12 protein-coding genes, 1 pseudogene and 1 riboswitch are annotated in these 17,818 nt (G+C 66.3%); of the genes and pseudogenes, 11 read left to right on the top strand and 2 right to left on the bottom strand.

Annotated features, from left to right (window positions below):
* Nucleotides 1-13 precede the first annotated feature (13 nt).
* Entirely contained in the window at nucleotides 14-3,499 is a 3,486-nt protein-coding gene (locus tag BLT68_RS00250) for a fibrinogen-like YCDxxxxGGGW domain-containing protein (RefSeq protein WP_074632369.1), read from the top strand.
* A gap of 528 nt (nucleotides 3,500-4,027) precedes the next feature.
* Nucleotides 4,028-4,771: a WecB/TagA/CpsF family glycosyltransferase gene (locus BLT68_RS00245; protein WP_050694397.1), complete on the top strand. Its 744-nt coding sequence runs from the start codon at nucleotides 4,028-4,030 to the stop codon at nucleotides 4,769-4,771.
* A gap of 120 nt (nucleotides 4,772-4,891) precedes the next feature.
* Here the strand turns inward: BLT68_RS00245 and BLT68_RS00240 are convergent, their stop codons facing one another.
* On the bottom strand, nucleotides 4,892-5,587 hold the full coding sequence (locus BLT68_RS00240; protein ID WP_074632367.1) for a sugar transferase: 696 nt from the start codon (nucleotides 5,585-5,587) through the stop codon (nucleotides 4,892-4,894).
* Nucleotides 5,588-5,894: 307 nt separating this feature from the next.
* Nucleotides 5,895-5,979: riboswitch (ZMP/ZTP riboswitch) on the top strand.
* 38 nt (nucleotides 5,980-6,017) lie between these two features.
* Between BLT68_RS00240 and glyA the strand changes: the two genes are divergently transcribed.
* The 3 genes from glyA to BLT68_RS00225 all read left to right on the top strand — a co-directional run bounded on the left by glyA (nucleotide 6,018) and on the right by BLT68_RS00225 (nucleotide 9,163).
* Nucleotides 6,018-7,307 (top strand): serine hydroxymethyltransferase, encoded by a 1,290-nt coding sequence (glyA, locus tag BLT68_RS00235; RefSeq protein ID WP_050694399.1) that lies wholly within the window; start codon nucleotides 6,018-6,020, stop codon nucleotides 7,305-7,307.
* Entirely contained in the window at nucleotides 7,304-8,212 is a 909-nt protein-coding gene (locus BLT68_RS00230) for a bifunctional methylenetetrahydrofolate dehydrogenase/methenyltetrahydrofolate cyclohydrolase (protein ID WP_074632366.1), read from the top strand. Before glyA ends, BLT68_RS00230 begins: the two co-directional genes overlap by 4 nt.
* A 123-nt stretch (nucleotides 8,213-8,335) precedes the next feature.
* A complete protein-coding gene (locus tag BLT68_RS00225; RefSeq protein WP_074632364.1) occupies nucleotides 8,336-9,163 on the top strand; it encodes an exodeoxyribonuclease III in 828 nt (275 codons plus the stop codon).
* A gap of 24 nt (nucleotides 9,164-9,187) precedes the next feature.
* On the opposite strand, the gene BLT68_RS00220 is transcribed toward BLT68_RS00225, so the two are convergent.
* Nucleotides 9,188-9,736: a 2'-5' RNA ligase family protein gene (locus BLT68_RS00220; RefSeq protein WP_050694402.1), complete on the bottom strand. Its 549-nt coding sequence runs from the start codon at nucleotides 9,734-9,736 to the stop codon at nucleotides 9,188-9,190.
* Nucleotides 9,737-9,857: 121 nt separating this feature from the next.
* Here BLT68_RS00220 and galK point away from each other — a divergent pair, with 121 nt between their 5' ends.
* From galK to eno, 6 genes and pseudogenes are all read left to right on the top strand, one after another.
* The gene (gene galK, locus BLT68_RS00215; RefSeq protein WP_074632363.1) at nucleotides 9,858-11,105 is read left to right on the top strand and encodes a galactokinase; all 1,248 of its coding nucleotides are present in this window, start codon (nucleotides 9,858-9,860) and stop codon (nucleotides 11,103-11,105) included.
* Between the two features lie 101 nt (nucleotides 11,106-11,206).
* Entirely contained in the window at nucleotides 11,207-12,070 is an 864-nt protein-coding gene (locus BLT68_RS00210; protein ID WP_074632361.1) for an SGNH/GDSL hydrolase family protein, read from the top strand.
* Nucleotides 12,060-12,662, top strand: a complete 603-nt coding sequence (gene pth / locus BLT68_RS00205) for an aminoacyl-tRNA hydrolase (protein ID WP_074632360.1) — start codon at nucleotides 12,060-12,062, stop codon at nucleotides 12,660-12,662. Before BLT68_RS00210 ends, pth begins: the two co-directional genes overlap by 11 nt.
* Before the next feature lie 54 nt (nucleotides 12,663-12,716).
* Nucleotides 12,717-16,301, top strand: a complete 3,585-nt coding sequence (gene mfd / locus BLT68_RS00200; protein ID WP_074632358.1) for a transcription-repair coupling factor — start codon at nucleotides 12,717-12,719, stop codon at nucleotides 16,299-16,301.
* A gap of 60 nt (nucleotides 16,302-16,361) precedes the next feature.
* Nucleotides 16,362-16,964: a hypothetical protein gene (locus BLT68_RS00195; protein ID WP_173546179.1), complete on the top strand. Its 603-nt coding sequence runs from the start codon at nucleotides 16,362-16,364 to the stop codon at nucleotides 16,962-16,964.
* A gap of 182 nt (nucleotides 16,965-17,146) precedes the next feature.
* Nucleotides 17,147-17,755 (top strand): annotated as a pseudogene (gene eno / locus BLT68_RS00190) (phosphopyruvate hydratase); the annotation flags it as partial.
* Between the last annotated feature and the right edge of the window lie 63 nt (nucleotides 17,756-17,818).

The following is a 17,818-nucleotide window of genomic DNA, read 5'->3' as shown; positions in this document are numbered from 1 at the left end:
GAAAGGTCGTGTTATGCCGTCCATGATTTCGCGCTTTGCGATCTGTGCTACCACGCCGGTTGTTGCGTGTGCTCTGCTCGCGTTCGCTCCGATAGCGCGTGCTGATAGTACGGATCAAGAGAAAGCCACAACCGGTCAGGCCGTCGCTCACGATGGCCTCAGCGCCGCCACAGCTGCTGCCTCCTGCTGGGACATTAAGCAGCGGGATTCTAAAGCTGCGGACGGTACGTACTGGCTGCAGACGCCCGCGATGGACCATCCCGCTCAGTTCTATTGTGACCAGACGACAGACGGCGGTGGCTGGGTTCTCATCGGCCGCGGACGCGAAGGATGGGAAGGCTGGAGCGGCGGAAAAGGTGATCCTGCGAAGCTGACCGCTCGCGACCGTAATGCCTCGGCGTTCGGGGTTGTCCAGTACTCCAATGCGACGGTGAATCAGCTGCTGAACAACGAGGCGGTCAAGGACCAAGCGGACGGCGTGCGAGTCCTGCGGGCGAGGAACTCTTCGGGTAGCGAGTACCAAAAGCTGGACCTCCAGTTCGCGAAGATGACCGACTTCGTGTGGCCTTTCAAGATGGGACACCCGGTGAAGGTGTCGTTCGACGGTGGCGGGCAGGCCTCGGACAACATCTGGACTCAGGTGGGCCGTGATGAGAGGTGGAACGCTCTTCAGGTCTATCCCTCGTCGCACACGGGCTGGACTATCGGTTGGGGCTACGGGCCTGACGTGGCGGACTCGGGCGGAGACCTCTCTTCCGCTTCGTCTTTCCTTCACAAGAACGGGTCGACGGTCTTCCCTTACGCAGAGACTTACGTTCGTCCGCGAATCGCCTCGGATTCCTCGGCGTTCTCCCGTATCCCGGACGGGGGCGTGCCTGCCTCGACCGTGACTCGCGCGGTGTCGCAGTACGCCGCTCCGACCAAGTGGGGCGTGACCGGTAACCTCAACGGGTCGGTGAAAGAGGGCAACATCCAGGTGCAGGCCTTCGCTCAGGTCGGATCCACCATGTACGTGGCCGGCAACTTCACAGGCGTGAAGCAGGGCGAGAACGGGTCCGTTGTTCCGTCGAAGGGCCTGGCTGCTTTCGACGTCGCTACCGGTAACCACACCGGTCAGACCTTCGATTTCAACGGCCAGGTTAAGGCGCTCGTGCCCCTTCCGAATGGCAAGCTCCTGGCGGCCGGAGACTTTACCCGCGTCGGCGGCGAATCCCACGTCGGTACGGCCGTCATCGATCCTGCGACAGGCAAGCTTGACCCCTCGTGGGATGTGACGATCACGAACGGGCTGCGCGGTGGCGCGGTGAGCGTGCGCGCCGCGACCTACCACGATGGCTACATCTACCTGGGCGGCTCCTTCACACACCTGAACAGCGGCGGCAAGAAGAGGGTCTACGGCCGTAACGCGGCGCGTATCTCCCTGGACGGTAATCCCGACCGCACCTGGAACCCCGAGCTGAACGGTGCGGTGCAGGCCGTGGCCGTCAACGAGTCCAACAAATCCTTCTACGCCGGTGGGCACTTCACCCGTGCGCACGGAGGTCAGCGTGCCTGGTACGCCGCGAAGTTCTCCACCGAGGCGGGGGCCGCAGTGGACACGGGATTTGACTTCAAGCCCTCTACCGTCGACGCGGCCAAGTATCAGCAGACCATTTCCTCTGCGAGCAACCGAGTTTTCATCGGCGGTTCCGAGCACTCTCTGTTCGGTTACGATGCGGCGTCCAATCAGCGCACCTCGGGTTCTGTGACCATGCGCAACGGCGGTGACCTGCAGGCCTCAACGATCTCGGCGAATGGCGTCATCTACGCGTCCTGCCACTGCTCGGACGGAACGTACCAGGACAAGTACGACTGGGAAGACAACCACAACTGGTCGCGCGTTGATGAGATCAAGTGGGTCGGCGCGTGGGATGCCACGACGGGCGAAAGCCTGCGCTGGACGCCCTTCGAGCTGCTGTCTCAGCGCCGGACCGGCGCGTGGGCGCTGACCACCGATACCAACGGTAACCTGTGGGTGGGTGGCGACTTTACCCTGTCGTACACCGACGCCACGCACAAGCAGTGGAACGGCGGCTTTGCCCGCTACGACAGCCGTGACAACGCCGCCCCCGCCACGCCGTCCGGCCTGCGCGGCTCCTCGGCCCCGAACTCCAGTGTGACTCTGTCGTGGGAGGGTGTCTCCGACGCCGCCTCGTACGAGGTCCTGCGTGACGATCGCGCCATCGCTTCCACGGATTCCACCAGCGTCACGGTGCCGCTCGGCGGCGAGAACCGCTTCTTCGTGCGCGCCGTTGACGCAGCGGGCAACCGCTCGGCGACCACCCCGGTGTACAAGGGCTCGGGCGATGGACAGGCGGCCCCCCCGTCGGGTCAGATGCTGCTCGAAGCGGGCGCGACGTGGAGCTACCGCGCGGAGAACAGCGCGGCGCCCGATAACTGGGCTCAGGCCTCGTTCGATGACTCTCAGTGGCCCACCGGTGCGGCTCCCCTGGGGTACGGCGACTCGCGCATCGCGACGCAACTGGCCGCTAAGGGCGCGCGACCCGTCACCACCTACTTCCGCTCGCGCTTCCAGGTGAGCGACACGAACGCCCTGAAGGGCGTGAACGTGAAGTACCTGGCCGATGACGGCGCGGTCGTGTACATCAACGGTGCTGAGGTTCACCGCACGCGCATGGGCAAGGGCACGGTCAGCTACGCGACGCGAGCCGACTCCGCACCCAGGTACAATGCCGCCGCCGCGTCCCTCTCCGAGGTCTTCGTGCCAGCCTCCGCGCTGAAGAACGGTGACAACGTTATCGCGGTGGAAACGCACGTGAACTACCTGCGCAGCGTCACCATGGCGATGCAGGCCTCCGTCAGCCGCGTCGAGGGCGCTCCCGACTCTTCCGACGGCGGCGACGCTCAGCCCCAGCCTCAGCCTCAGCCCCGCGAGGGCGAGCTGAAGAACGTGGAAGATGCGAGCAAGAGCATCGACGCTACGGGGGTGAAGTCCGGTACGGTCATCCCCTCGGGTGCCGGGTGGAACTATTGGACGGCAACGTCCGAACCGGCGTCTGACTGGGCCTCCAGTGCTTCCCTCGAGGACTGGTCGCGCGGTGCAGGGCCCATCGGCTGGGGAGATCCGAAGGCCGGAACTCCTCTCGACATCGACAAGAAGTCCCGTGCGATCACCAACTACTTTGCGCGCGACATTGACTTGGGGACGGTCACGTCCGAAACCACGCTGACCGTGAAGGTGCGTGCGGATGACGGCGCCGTTCTGCGGGTCAACGGAGAGCAGGTTGCTACGAAGCGCATGACGGATGGAGACATCGGGCATACGACTTTCGCGGACGTTGCGGTGTCGGCATCCAAGGCGTCCTCCGACATGCTTGAGGTGACGATCCCCGCCAACCTCTTGAAGAATGGCGTGAACAGGATCGGCGTTGAGGAGCACCTGAACTACAGGGGCACGTCGTCGATGTCCTTCGATCTGTCCGCAACCGTGGCCAGGTAGTGCCGGTATCGCTCCGCTTCGATCGGGTTTGAACGAGGCCATGGTCGCGTTGCGCCACTTGGTTCATCCCGTCGGGGCTGGTTGATGAGGGAACCCCTGCCGGATCGGCAGGGGTTCCCTCACGTATGGTTAACGAATCGCGCTCAGGCCAAGCGAGAGTTGGCCCTCTCTGTGCGCGACTGAGTGAGAGTGACCGTCAATGCGCGACCTTAGAGGATTCGATGTGCGATGCCAGCTCCAGTGGCGTCAGCGCGAATTGTGAGCTCATGTTCAAAATTCGCCTGACCTTCGGCACCATTAGCGGTAACGAAGGCGCATGAGCGAACGTGCTCAAGGCCGCGATCAATGCCAATACGCGGGCGTCGTCTGACGAGGCGCTCGCGGTGGCCAAACGAATATCGTCAGCGTCCCGGTACCGCGTAGCCTGTTCCTTGACGGCGTGAACCGTGTCGCCGTTAAAGAGCGTGCCAACTACGCTGGTGCCTCGTTATTCCTTCGATGAGAAAGCTACCCTGGTGAGGTAACCCCATGACAGATACGATTCCCCCACTCGGCGTCCCTGCCGTTCCCCCCGCGTTCGAGGCCATGGCCGAACGCCTGCTCACCCGCGGGCATGCCACCTCCTGGCTCAACCACTGGTCGCTCCTGCACGCCGACTTCCGTGCCCTGGCGCGCATGAACACCATCGGCTTTGACGGAACCTTCCTGCAGATGCGGCTGCGCGCTGCGGGACACGCAGTGAGCCGCACCTCGACCGACCTCGTCCTTCCGTGCGTTTTCGATCGCCTTGACGACGGTACCCGCATCACGCTGATCGGTACCACGCCCGAGGCCGGGCAGGCCGTCGCGGCGCGCCTTCCCCGTTTCGACGTGCAAACCATCGACGGATACGACGGGTTGAGGCGCCTGAAGGCTGACCCTGGGCAGCTAACCGCTTTCGATCCACGCCTGATTATTGTCGGTCTCGGCGCCGCGCTCCAGGACATCGTTGCTGCCTTTGCGCTCGAACACGTGCCCGACGCGTCCGTCTGCGTGGCTGGCGGCTGGATCGACCAGTATGCGCGTGCGGCAGACGACTACTTCCCCGACTGGGTGCACGCGGCGCGGCTCGGATGGGCATGGCGCATCGCGCATGAGCCGCGGCGCCTCGCCAAGCGCTACACCGTTGAGGCTCTCGACTTCATCGCTTACGCGCCCGAGCTCTTGAGGCGGCTGGAGTCCCTGGGGCACTTCGATGATCTGGGGCTGGTGGTTGACGCCGACCGTGCCTAGATCACTTTTCCCGTTTGCAAACGGCTACGGGACCCGCGGTGGTTTTCGCATATCGCTTTGCTGTTAAGGGTGGGGCCCGAGCCAAATGGCTCGGGCCCCACCTGTTATCCACGAGACGGGTCAGTAGGCTCCTTCGTGACGCAGCAGCGCGGGGATGGTCTGGAGCATGATCCACGCGTCAAGTGTCAAGGAGCGGTGCTGGGCGTAGGAGAGGTCCAGGTGGACCGTCTCATCCCAGGAGAGGTTGGAGCGGCCGGAAATCTGCCACAGGCCGGTGATGCCGGGGCGGACGGCAAATTTGCCCATCACGCGGGGCTCGTACTGCGCCACCTCGCTTGGCAGCGGGGGGCGGGGGCCCACGAGGGACATGTCGCCACGCAGGACGTTGAACAGCTGGGGCAGTTCGTCGATGGAGGTTTTGCGCAGGAAAGCGCCGATGCGCGTGATGCGCGGGTCGTTCGCCATCTTGAACATGATCGAATTTCCGGCGCTGGCGTCAGCCTCGTTAGCTTCCTGGAGCGAGGCCTTGAGAGCTTCGGCGTCGACTCGCATGGTGCGGAACTTAAACATGGTAAAAGTCTTGCCGTCAAGGCCGACGCGTTCCTGCGTGAAGAAGGCGGGGCCACCGTCGTGCAGGCGTACCATCAGGGCGACGACAATCCACAGTGGAGTCAACAGGATGATGCCGATAAGGGCAGCCAAAATGTCGCATATGCGCTTGATGACCCTGTCGGCAGACGTGGCAAGGCTAGATGCGTGCTCGAGGGCGAGGGCCGTGGATGCGGCCCGCGCGGTTGGTTTCGTCAAAGTTGTCATCTGTGCCTTTTCCTCCTGTCCTATCAAACTCAAATGCTGCACCCTGGTTAAGGGTGTCAAACCTCTGTGAGCGAGGGGGGCGGCGAAGCGGATGTCCCGTGTGCAACCCGGTCAGCATTTGGTGTAGCACTAGTCTATCCACATGGTTAGCTTATTTGCTAACCAAAGGGTTAAGTACAAGCGAAAATTGGCTGTGATTTCGTACACCACGACAGTTTCGCAGGTTCGGTCGTAACGAGTCGTGACCAGGTGGTAGTTTACTGACACCCCGGCAGAGTGCGGGGAAAACCCTCGGACGATAGACTGGAGACCGTGTCGCGATTGGCGAACAGGTGGGCCACCGCCGGGAAACGACGCACCGGCATCGATAGCCGACCGCCTGGGCTAGAGCCACTGCTATCCGCAATCGAATGATCAATAGGAGAACCCGATGGATTCCCTCAATGACATGACCCTGGCGCGGTTGGACCCCGAGATTCAGGGGGTTTTGGACGGCGAACTGAGCCGCCAGCGCGACACCCTCGAAATGATCGCCTCGGAAAACTTTGTCCCGCGCGCCATCTTGCAGGCCCAAGGATCGGTCCTGACGAACAAGTACGCGGAGGGATACCCGGGCCGCCGCTACTACGGCGGGTGCGAATTTGTTGACGTAGCGGAATCCCTGGCAATCGAGCGCGCGAAACGGGTCTTCGGGGGCGACTATGTGAACGTCCAGCCACACGCGGGGGCACAAGCAAACGCCGCGGCGCTCATGGCTATGGCCGATGTCGGCGACACGATCCTGGGACTGTCACTGGCGCACGGCGGGCACCTGACTCACGGTATGCGCCTGAACTTCTCCGGTAAGAACTACAGGGCCGTAGCCTACGAGGTGGACCGTGAAACCATGCGCATCGAGCCCGAGAAGGTGCGCGAGGCGGCGCTGGCCGAGCGGCCCCGGGTCATCATCGCCGGCTGGTCGGCCTACCCGCGTCACCTTGATTTCCAGGCCTTCCGCGACATCGCCGATGAGGTGGGGGCGGCCCTGTGGGTGGACATGGCCCACTTCGCCGGCCTCGTGGCAGCCGACCTGCATCCGAACCCGGTGCCCCATGCCGACGTCGTGACGACGACGGTCCACAAGACCCTGGGCGGTCCTCGCTCCGGCATGATCCTGTCCTCGCGAGGCGAACAGTGGGGCAAGAAACTGAACTCTGCCGTGTTCCCCGGGCAGCAGGGGGGCCCACTCATGCACGCCATCGCGGCCAAGGCCATCGCGATGAAGATCGCGATGGCCCAGGAGTTCAAGGACCGTCAGCGCCGCACCCTTGAGGGCGCGCAGATCCTGGCTGAACGCCTGGGAGCGGACGACGTCAAGAAGGCTGGCATCAAGCAGGTCACGGGCGGTACCGACGTGCACCTGGTCCTGGTGGACCTGGTGGAATCCGAGCTGGATGGCAAGCAGGCCGAGGATCTGCTGCATGAGGTCGGCATCACCGTCAACCGCAACGCGGTGCCCTTTGACCCGCGTCCCCCGGCCGTCACCTCCGGCCTGCGTATCGGCACGCCCGCCCTGGCGACGCGCGGCTTTGACGCCGCCGACTTCGCGGAGGTCGCCGACATTATCGCCGTGACGCTGGCCAGCGGCGCCTCCGGGGGCACCGTCGAGGTGGAAGCGCTGCGTGCGCGCGTGAAGAAACTGACGGACAAGCACCCGCTTTACGCCGGGCTTGAGCAGTGAGGTCACCCTGGGAGGGGCCCGCACGGGTCCTTGATGGTAAGGCGACGGCGGCCGCCATGAAGGCGGAACTGAAGGAGCGCGTCGATCGTCTGCGTGCAGTCGGCGTCGTTCCGGGGCTGGGGACGATCCTGGTGGGCGAGGATCCCGGGTCCGTGGCCTACGTCGCCGGAAAGCACCGCGACTGCTCGCAGATCGGCGCGCAGTCCATCCGCGTGGACCTGCCCGCGCACGCCACGCAGGATCGGGTCGAAGCGGCGATTGACCGCTTGAACGCGGACCCTGCGTGCACGGGGTACATCGTGCAGCTGCCGCTGCCGCGCGGGATCGACACGAATGCGGTCCTGGAACGCATCGACCCGGCGAAGGACGCCGACGGCTTGCATCCGATGAACCTCGGTCGACTCGTGTTGCGCGGTTCCGGTCCGATCGACTCGCCGCTGCCGTGCACGCCTCGCGCGGTGATCGAGCTCGTCGAGCGCCATGGGATCAACCTCGCGGGTAAGAACGTGTGCGTCGTTGGCCGCGGCGTGACGGTGGGCCGTTCGATCGGCTTGATGCTCATGCGCAAAGAGGTGAACGCGACGGTCGATGTGTGCCACACGGGTACCATCGACCTCGCTGATCACGTGAGCCGAGCGGACGTCGTTGTCGCCGCCGCGGGGTGCGCCGGAATCATTACCCCCCGGATGGTGGCTCCCGGTGCGGTCGTCCTGGACGTGGGTGTCAGCCGCGTGCGGGACGAGCAGGGTAGGGCGCGCCTGTTGGGCGACGTCGCGGACGGGGTGGATGAGGTGGCCGCCTGGCTCAGCCCGAACCCCGGTGGCGTTGGGCCGATGACGCGAGCCCTGCTGGTCACAAACGTTGTCGAGGCGGCGGAGCGCCAGGCGGGCCTGAGCGTCCGCTAGGCACCGACTGTCTCACCAGCCCAGCGTTGGCTCTCGCTCGCGCGGGTGAGCGGCGAGGACAGGCGTTCGTCGCCATTCCCGCGCGTTCTTTACACTGGAAACAGGCTCGCATAAGGAGAAGCAATGACTCTGACGGTAACTACCGTGAACCTCAACGGCATCCGCGCCGCACACAGGCGCGGCTTTCTTTCGTGGTTGGAAACCAGCGATACGGACGTGTTGCTGATGCAGGAGGTGCGCGCACCCAAGGAGTGTTCCCGAGACATCATGGGCGAGGGATGGGACAGCGTGTGGGTTCCCTGCCGGATCAAGGGGCGCGCGGGCGTGGGCGTGGCCGTGCGGCGGGGCAGCGTCCTCTTCGAGGGGAAGCCCCGCCTCGTCCTGGACGACGCGGAGAGCGACGTCGATTCGGGCCGCTGGCTGGAGGCCACCGTGCGCCGCGAGGGCGGCGACACTGCCCTGCGGGTGGTTTCCGCCTACTTCCATTCGGGAGAGAAAGACACGCCGAAGCAGGATGCCAAGATGGCGCACCTGCCTCGCATCGGCGCACGCATGGCGGAGCTGATCGCCCAGGAATCCGCGGGGGGAATCTCGTCGCTGGTGTGCGGCGACTTCAACGTGGTGCGCTCGCGGGCCGACATCAAGAACTGGACGCCGAATCACAACAAGCGCGCTGGCGTGCTGGACGAAGAGATCGCATTCCTTAACCGGTGGGTGGATGAGGGGTGGCGCGACACCGTGCGCGACCTCGCCGGACGGGTGCAGGGTCCGTATTCGTGGTGGTCGTGGCGCGGTCAGGCGTTCGTCAACAACGCCGGCTGGCGCATTGATTACCAGTACGCGACGCCGCAGCTGGGGGAGCGCGCGCGGTCGTTCGAGATTGGACGAGCCGCCGAGTACGACGCTCGTTTCTCCGATCACGCGCCGGTGTCGGTGACTTACGAAATCTGAGCCGACACCGCGCGGCGCGTCCGCCTAGCGAGCGCTCACGTCGAAGTCGAAGAGCGCCATGGAGGAGTAGATGCCGGACGGGTCGATCCGGTCGAGGCGGAATCCGGGGACGATCCACGAGGCCTCGATGGTGGTCCCGATGTCGAGGGCCAGGTCCAGCGTGACGTCGTCGACGTCTTGGGCGAGGGTCACGTGCGGGTGGTAGGGGAAACGCGTGTCGTGGTCGAGCGGCCCCGAACGAATCTCTTCTGCCAGGTCCACGCAGTCCGCGGCCCCTTCGGATAGCGTCATGAAGGCGACGTCCGAGACGGGGCGGAAGGAGCCGGTGCCGGACAGGGTGATTCGGAAGGGCGAGTGCCGGGTTGCGATTGAGCGCAGGTGATCGATGACCGCGGGGCGCGCGTCGCGGGCGACGGGGGTGGGCGGCATGAGGGTGATGTGAGCGGGGATGCGGGATCCGGCGAGGTCACCGAGGCGCAGTCGCAGGTCGGTCAGCCGGGTGACCCAGGGTTCGGGGATCGCGACGACGACGCCGAGCCATTCCTGGCCGGGGAGTCGTTGGGGGAGGAACATGGGGCCTGCCTGTGTCGCGTACGGGGTGGCTCCACTGTACCGGTACGTTGGCCCGGGACTCCGGCTTGAAGAATGTGAGGGCGTTCACGTAGCCTAGTGGGGTAGAAGCAAGGAGGATCCTTTGAACGCTCTCGTGTGGGCCGACGCGGCCACCCCGGAAGAGGGGGGCGCGCAGGCAACGAACCTTTTTCGTGAAACGTTTAACTATGAACCTCGTGGCGTGTGGAGCGCGCCCGGGAGGGTCAACATCATCGGCGAGCACGTGGACTACAACGGTGGGCCGTGCGTGCCGATCGCGTTGCCGCATCGCGCGTACGTCGCCCTCTCTCCCCGCCAGGACCGGACGATCCGCCTGATTTCTCCCCAAACGCGCGAGGCGATAGATGTCCTCGATCTGGACGCTCTGGGCCCCAAGGGCGGGCCCGGGGAGGTTGCCAACCACTGGACCGCTTACCTTGCTGGCGTGCCGTGGGCGCTGGAGCGCGCGGGATACGGCCCGCTGCCCGGATTCGACGCCGCCCTGTGGTCGTGCGTGCCGCTGGGGGGAGGGCTGTCGTCAAGCGCCGCGCTGGAGTGCGCGACGGCCGTCGCCCTTGACGAGGTGTGTTCCCTGGGCCTCGCCGGATCGATCGAGGCACCGAACGATGAGGGGCGTCGCGTCCTCGTTGACGCCGCGCGCGTCGCCGAGAACCAGATCGCCGGTGCCAACACGGGAGGCCTGGACCAGACCGCCTCGATGCGCTGCCGGGAGGGACACGCTCTGGCCCTGGACTGCTCCGACATGTCGACGCGCCAGGTTCCCTTCGACCTTGGCGCCGTCGGGCTTGAGCTCCTGGTCATCGACACGCGCGCCAAGCACTCGCTGGCGGACGGCCAGTACGGGGCGCGCCGCGCGGACTGCGAGGAATCGGCCAGGATCCTCGGCGTCGATCAGCTCGTGGAGGTGGCCGACCTGGCCCAGGCCGTGGCCGCCCTGAACGATGAGCGCCTGGCCGCGCGTACGCGGCACGTCGTATCGGAGATCGCGCGCACGCGCGCGTTCATTGACCTCCTCGTGGAGGGCCCCCTGGAGGGGACCCGTCTGAAGGTCGCGGGTGCGCTCATGGACGATTCGCACGAATCGCTGCGCGACGACTACGAGGTGAGCTGCCCCGAGCTGGACGTGGCGGTCGCGGCCGCCCGATCCGCGGGCGCGCACGGGGCCCGCATGACGGGCGGCGGGTTCGGCGGCAGCGCGATCGCGCTGGTTGACGCGGACGCGACCCCGGATGTCGCGCTTGCCGTCGCCCGTGCCTACGCGGAGCGCGGCTGGGAGACCCCTCACTTCATTCGGGCACTGCCGAGCGCGCCCGCCGGATACCTGGGCTGACCCGAGCGAAATAGGGCCGGGGCAGGTGCTTCATCGTTTGAAGTACCGGTTCCGGCCTCGCTACACTAGGACGGCAGCAAACACGAGGGAAGGACACTTCAATGGGGATCAGCAAGCGCGCGTGGCAGGTAGCGGGCGCCGCGGCGGGTGGCGCGAGCCTCTTCGGCGGCGGCCTGGCCATCGGGCGTCTCCTGCGGCTGGACTCCCAGCGAGGCGACTATCGCAAGGCGTGGGAGAACCACAACCTGGCCACCCTCGACCGCCTGCGTCAGCTTGACGAACACCCCGAGGGCGAAGCCCCCTACCTGATCGTGGCCCTGGGGGACTCCTCCGTGCAGGGCATGGGCGCGTCGCGCATCACCGAGTCCTACCCGGCGCGCCTGGCCTCGGCGATCGCCTCCCAGATCGACCGCGAGGTCCTGCTGCTCAACCTCTCCCTGTCCGGAGCCACCATCGAATCCGTTGAGCTCACCCAGATCCCGCAGATGCGCGGCCTGGGCCTCATCGGCGGAGCGCACGCCCCCGACCTGGTGACCCTGACCGTCGGAGGAAACGACGTCATGACTGAAGACATGGCTCCGGGCCAGTTTGAGCAGCGCCTACGCCGCGTCCTGGACGCCCTGCCAGCCGACACGCTGGTCTCGACGATCCCCTCCTTTGGCATCATGCCCCAGGAACGACGCGCACAGAGCATGTCCGACCGCATCGGCGCCGCCGTCGCTCACACCGACGCGTGCCTGGTCGACTTGCGCTCCCTCACGCAGGAATACTCCCTGCCCACGTACACCTTCGCCTACCACGCGGCGGACTTTTTCCACCCCAACTCGGCGGCCTACGCCAAGTGGGCCCAGCTCTTTGCCGACGCGTGGGCCATGTCCCGGCGTGAGGCAGTCCCCGTCGTCGAAGACGCCCCCCGCTGGGACATGCTCTCGGCACGGGTGGCACAATCGGAGTATGACGACTGACGGACCGTGGCTCATCGTCGGGTTAGGTAACCCCGGCGCGCAATACGCATCCACCCGACACAACGCGGGGTACCTGACCCTCGACGTCCTCGCCTCGCGCGCCGGAGCGACCCTGAGGTCGCACCGGTCGCGCACACACACCGCAGACGTGCGCCTGGGCGTGGGCCCTGGTGGCGTGCCGGGCCCCAGGGTGGTTCTGGCGCGCTCCGACAGCTACATGAACACGTCCGGCGGCCCCATCGGTAAGCTCGCCTCCTTCCTGACGATCCCCCCGGCTCGCATCCTCGTCATCCACGACGACATGGACTTGCCCGCACACGCGCTGCGTCTCAAGACCGGCGGGGGAGAGGGCGGCCACAACGGCCTGAAATCCCTCAGCTCCCACCTGGGCACGCGCGACTACGCGCGCCTGCGTATCGGTGTCGGGCGCCCCCCGGGGCGCATGGACCCCGCCGACTACGTTCTGGCCGCCCTGCCTGCCAAGGACCGACCCGACTGGGATGTCACCTTCGAACGAGCCGCCGACGTGGTTGAAGACATCGTCAACAGGGGATTTGCCCCCACCCAGCAGGACCTACACACCGGGTCCTAGCGGGGCCGCGTCGAAGGCGGCACCCGCCCCCATCCACACCGCGAAAGGCAGCGAGTGTTACTCACCGGACTCCTCCCGGACATTTCCACCGACCCGGCAATCGAGACGGCCTCCGACTCCGTCGAAGCCGGCCGTTCGGGCACGATTGTCGCCCCCGTCGGCATCCGTCCGCCCCTCCTGGCGCGCCTCGCATCCCGAGCGGCCGCGCCCCTGGTCGTCCTGACCGCCACCGGACGCGACGCAGAATCGCTGACCAACGCCCTGGCCTCGTGGATACCGGGTGTCGCCATGCTGCCCGCATGGGAGACTCTCCCACACGAGCGCCTCTCGCCCCAGGTTGACACCATGGCCAGACGTATCGCCGTCCTACGCCGCCTCGTCCACCCCATCGCCGGAGACGAGAGCGCCGGCCCCCTCTCGGTCCTGGTCGTCCCCATCCGCGCCTTCCTCCAGCCGATCATCGCCGGGCTGGCCGACCTCGAACCCGTGCGCGTGCGCACCGGGGACATTCTCGACCTCACCGACACCGCCAACCGCCTTGCCGAACTGGGATACGAGCGCGTCGACATGGTCGAGGGACGAGGCCACATGAGCGTGCGCGGCGGCATCCTGGACGTCTTCCCGCCGCAGGAGCCCCACCCCCTGCGCGTCGAACTCTGGGGCGACGAGGTAGAAGACATCCGCGCGTTCTCCGTCTCTGATCAGCGCACCCTCGGGGAAGCAGAAGAAGGACTGTGGGCCGTTCCCTGCCGCGAGCTGCTGCTGACCCAGGCCGTACGCGCCCGTGCCCGCGAGGCGGCCGACCGGTTGCCCGGCGCCGCCGAAATGCTCTCCCTCGCCGCCGAAGGAATCGCCGCACCCGGCATCGAATCCCTGGCTCCCATCCTCGTGGGAGGCATGGAATCGCTGCTTGACCTCCTGCCCGCGGCCTCCCCGATCCTCGCCTCCGACCCCGAGCGCATCCGCGCCCGGGCAGCCGACCTGGTTGCCACCACCGAAGAGTTCCTGACCGCCGCCTGGAGCGCCGCCGCCGGTGGCGCAGACACACCCCTTGAGGCCTCCAGGGCGTCCTTCCTCGACCTGGGGGACCTGTGGGGAAGCGGCACGCGACCCTGGTGGGAAATCACCGACCTGCCGCCAGCCGACCTGGCTGCCGCCGTCAACGAGGCCGAGGGCGGGCAACCGGCAGAGGAGGGGCCGAGCCCCCTGGTCGTCTCCCCCACCCTCGTGCGCGTCGGCGCGCGCGACGTCCGCCCCTACCGGGGGGACTTCGCCCGCGCCACGAGCGACCTGATCGACTTCGCCCGAGACGGCTGGCGCATCGTCGTCACCACCGAAGGCCCCGGCCCGGGCCGACGCATCCGGTCCATCCTCACCGACGCCTCGTGCCCCGCAGCGCTCGCGGACAACATAGACGCGCGGCCCGAGGCCGGCCTGGTTACGATCACGACCGCGCAGGCCGGCGTCGGATTCGTGGCACCCCACCTGAAGATCGCCGTTCTCACAGAAGGCGACCTCACCGGGCGGGCCGGGGCATCCACGCGCGACATGCGGCGCATGCCCTCACGCAGGCGTAAAGGCGTCGACCCGTTGACATTGCACCCCGGGGACTACATCGTCCACGATCAACACGGCATCGGGCGATTCGTCGAACTGGTGTCACGCTCGATCGGGCGCGACCAGGCCCGCTCCACGCGCGACTACCTGGTCATCGCATACGCGCCCTCCAAGCGTGGACAGCCAGCCGACCGCCTCTTCGTGCCCACCGACGCCCTGGATCAAATCTCCAAATACACGGGAAGCGACGAGCCCTCACTGACGAAGATGGGCGGGGCCGACTGGGCGAAAGCCAAGGCCCGCGCGAAGAAGGCCGTGGGCGAAGTCGCCAAAGAGCTCATTCGACTGTACGCCGTGCGCCAACAAACCAAGGGGCACGCCTTTGGCCCGGACACGCCCTGGCAACGCGAACTCGAGGACGCCTTCCCCTACGTCGAAACCCCCGACCAGCTGGTCACCATCGACGAGGTCAAAGCCGACATGGAAAAGCCCGTCCCCATGGACCGCCTGCTCACCGGCGACGTCGGATATGGCAAGACGGAAATCGCCGTGCGCGCAGCGTTCAAAGCCATCCAGGATGGCTACCAGGCCGCCGTCCTCGTCCCCACGACCCTGCTCGTCACCCAGCACGCTGAAACATTCGCGGAACGCTACGCCGGATTCCCCGTTCGTATCGGGACCCTCTCTCGCTTTTCGACCCGTCAGGAAACCGAGGAGGTGAAAGCGGGGCTGGCCTCGGGCGAGGTCGACCTCGTCATCGGCACGCACTCCCTGCTGACCGGAACCGTCTCCTTTAAGAAACTCGGCCTGGTCATCATCGATGAGGAACAGCGATTCGGCGTCGAGCACAAGGAAACCCTGAAGGCCCTGCGCACCGACGTGGACGTCCTTTCCATGTCGGCCACCCCGATCCCGCGCACGCTCGAGATGGCCATCTCCGGCATCCGCGAAATGTCCATCCTGCAAACACCGCCCGAGGAACGCCAGCCGGTCCTGACCTTCGTCGGCGCCTACACCGACGCGCAGGTCAGCGCCGCTATCCGGCGCGAGCTGCTGCGCGACGGCCAGGTCTTTTACGTGCACAACCGCGTCGACTCCATCGCCTCAATCGCCGCGGGCATCGGTGAGCTGGTCCCCGAGGCCCGTGTGCGCACCGCCCACGGCAGGATGAATGAGCACCAGCTTGAGGCCGTCATTCAGGACTTTTGGAATCACGAGTTCGACGTCCTCGTGTGCACGACCATCGTCGAAACCGGGCTGGACATCTCCAACGCGAATACGCTCATCGTCGACCGTGCCGATACCTATGGCCTGTCCCAGCTTCACCAGTTGCGCGGGCGCGTCGGGCGAGGCCGCGAGCGAGCCTACGCGTACTTCTTTTACCCTGGCGACAAGGCGCTGACCGAAACCGCACACGAGCGGCTCAAGACCATCGCGGCAAACACCGAACTGGGAGCTGGACTGGCGGTTGCCCAGCGCGACCTGGAGATCCGTGGCGCAGGCAACCTGTTGGGAGGCGCCCAGTCCGGGCACGTTGAGGGTGTTGGCTTCGACCTGTACGTGCGAATGGTCTCCGACGCGGTGGCGGCCTACAGGGGCGAGGCGCCCGCCGAAAAGACCGACGTGCGCATGGACCTCCAGGTTGACGCCCACATCCCCGAGGACTACGTGCAAGGGGAGCGATTGCGTCTGGAGGTCTACGCCAAGATCGCGGCCATCACCACCCTCGAGCAGGAGGCGGATGTGCGGGAGGAACTGATCGATCGCTATGGCCCCATCCCCGCCCAGGTTGACCTGCTCTTTTCCCTCGCCCGGCTGCGCGAGGTCGTGCGCCGCGCCGGGATCACCGAGGTGGTCACCCAGGGGAAGTACCTGCGCGTCTCTCCCGTCCAGCTGCGTGATTCCCAGGTCATGCGCCTCAAGCGACTGCACCCGGGCACCGTCATCAAGGCGGCTCTCCGCCAGGTGCTGGTGCCCCTCCCGCTCACCTCGCGCGTGGGCGGGAGCCCGCTCACCGACGGCCCGCTCCTGGAGTGGGTGGAGACGCTGGTGACGAAGATTCTCGTACCTTTTGGCGAGTAGCGCCTGTGGTGGAATACACTGGAGTCATTGCGTCGCAACACATCTGAGGAAGGAATACTCGTGCGCTACACACGTCAGCTGGTTGCCGCCGTCGTTCTCGCGGCCGCAGCACTGGGCATGGGGGCTTGCTCCGCTCACCCCGGCGCCGCTGTCGTCACCTCCACGGCGTCCTACAGCAACGAAGAGGTCGCCGAGGCGGTCCGGCAGTTGAGTGTCCTGGCGGGCGCACAGTCGCAGATCACCGGCGAACAGATCCGTGCCCAGCTCATCAACGAGCCGATCCTGGAGGCCGCGGGCGCGTCGGTGGGAACCGTCGTCACCGACGAACAGATCGATCAGATCAACGAGCGCGTGGCACAGAGCCAGGGGATCACCCCCCTCACGCTCGGCCCCGCGACGCGCGCGACCGTCAAGTCGATCCTCCTCACTCAGGCGCTGAATCAGCTGGCTAAGTCGGATCCGTCGGTCGTTGAGCGCCTCAACCAGACCATGACCGAGGCCCGTGAGGCTGCCAACGTGCGCGTCAATCCGCGCTTCGCGCAGCCCTCGCAAGGGGGCGCGCAGGCGGCCTCGACCCCCCTGTTCGGCGACGCGGTCGCGGGTAACAAACAGGGCGGCCAGGCCCCGCTGCAGGGAGGAACGACCAGGGGCGGTGCGCACTAACTCGTGTGAGCATTCACTCACAGCTTGCGTGACAGGGACCAATGTCGCTTGTCTCGCCCGTCTCGGGGGGATCATTCACCCCCAATGACGAAACCACTCCCGCATCGGGGGTGACCACACACGGCGGTCCGTATTACCGTTGTACTGACCGCTTCCACGCAACAAATCGATTGGAGAATGACGTGGCAGTTATTGAAGGCATTGGTGCACGCGAGATCCTCGACTCGCGCGGTAACCCGACCGTCGAGGTCGAGGTCGTCCTCGAGGATGGCACCGCTGCGCGCGCGTCCGTCCCCTCCGGCGCGTCCACCGGCGCGTTCGAGGCCGTCGAGCGTCGCGATGGCGACAAGGGGCGCTACCTCGGTAAGGGCGTCCAGGACGCCGTCGACGCCGTCGTCGAGCAGATCGCACCTGAGCTCATCGGTGAGGAAGCCGACGACCAGCGTTACATTGACCAGGCCATGCTGGACCTGGACGGCACCCCCAACAAGGGGAAGCTCGGCGCGAACGCCATCCTCGGCGTGTCGCTGGCCGTCGCGAAGGCCGCTGCGAAGTACGCGGACCTGCCCCTGTACAAGTACCTGGGTGGCCCCAACGCGCACGTCCTGCCCGTCCCCATGATGAACATCCTCAACGGCGGATCCCACGCGGACTCCAACGTTGACATCCAGGAGTTCATGATCGCCCCCATCGGCGCGCCCTCCTTCCGTGAGGCCCTGCGCTGGGGCGCCGAGGTCTACCACACGCTCAAGGGCGTCGTGAAGGAGCGCGGCCTGTCCACCGGCCTGGGTGTCTCCCTGCTCTTCACGACGCCCTTGAGCGTGTGGTAGACCTCGGCCCCACGCAGGGCTCAC

The organism is Schaalia meyeri, assembly GCF_900105015.1.
Classification (GTDB): Bacteria; Actinomycetota; Actinomycetes; order Actinomycetales; family Actinomycetaceae; genus Pauljensenia; species Pauljensenia meyeri.
The sequence above is the reverse complement of the archived record's forward strand: the minus strand, read 5'-3'. Positions and strand labels throughout refer to the sequence as shown.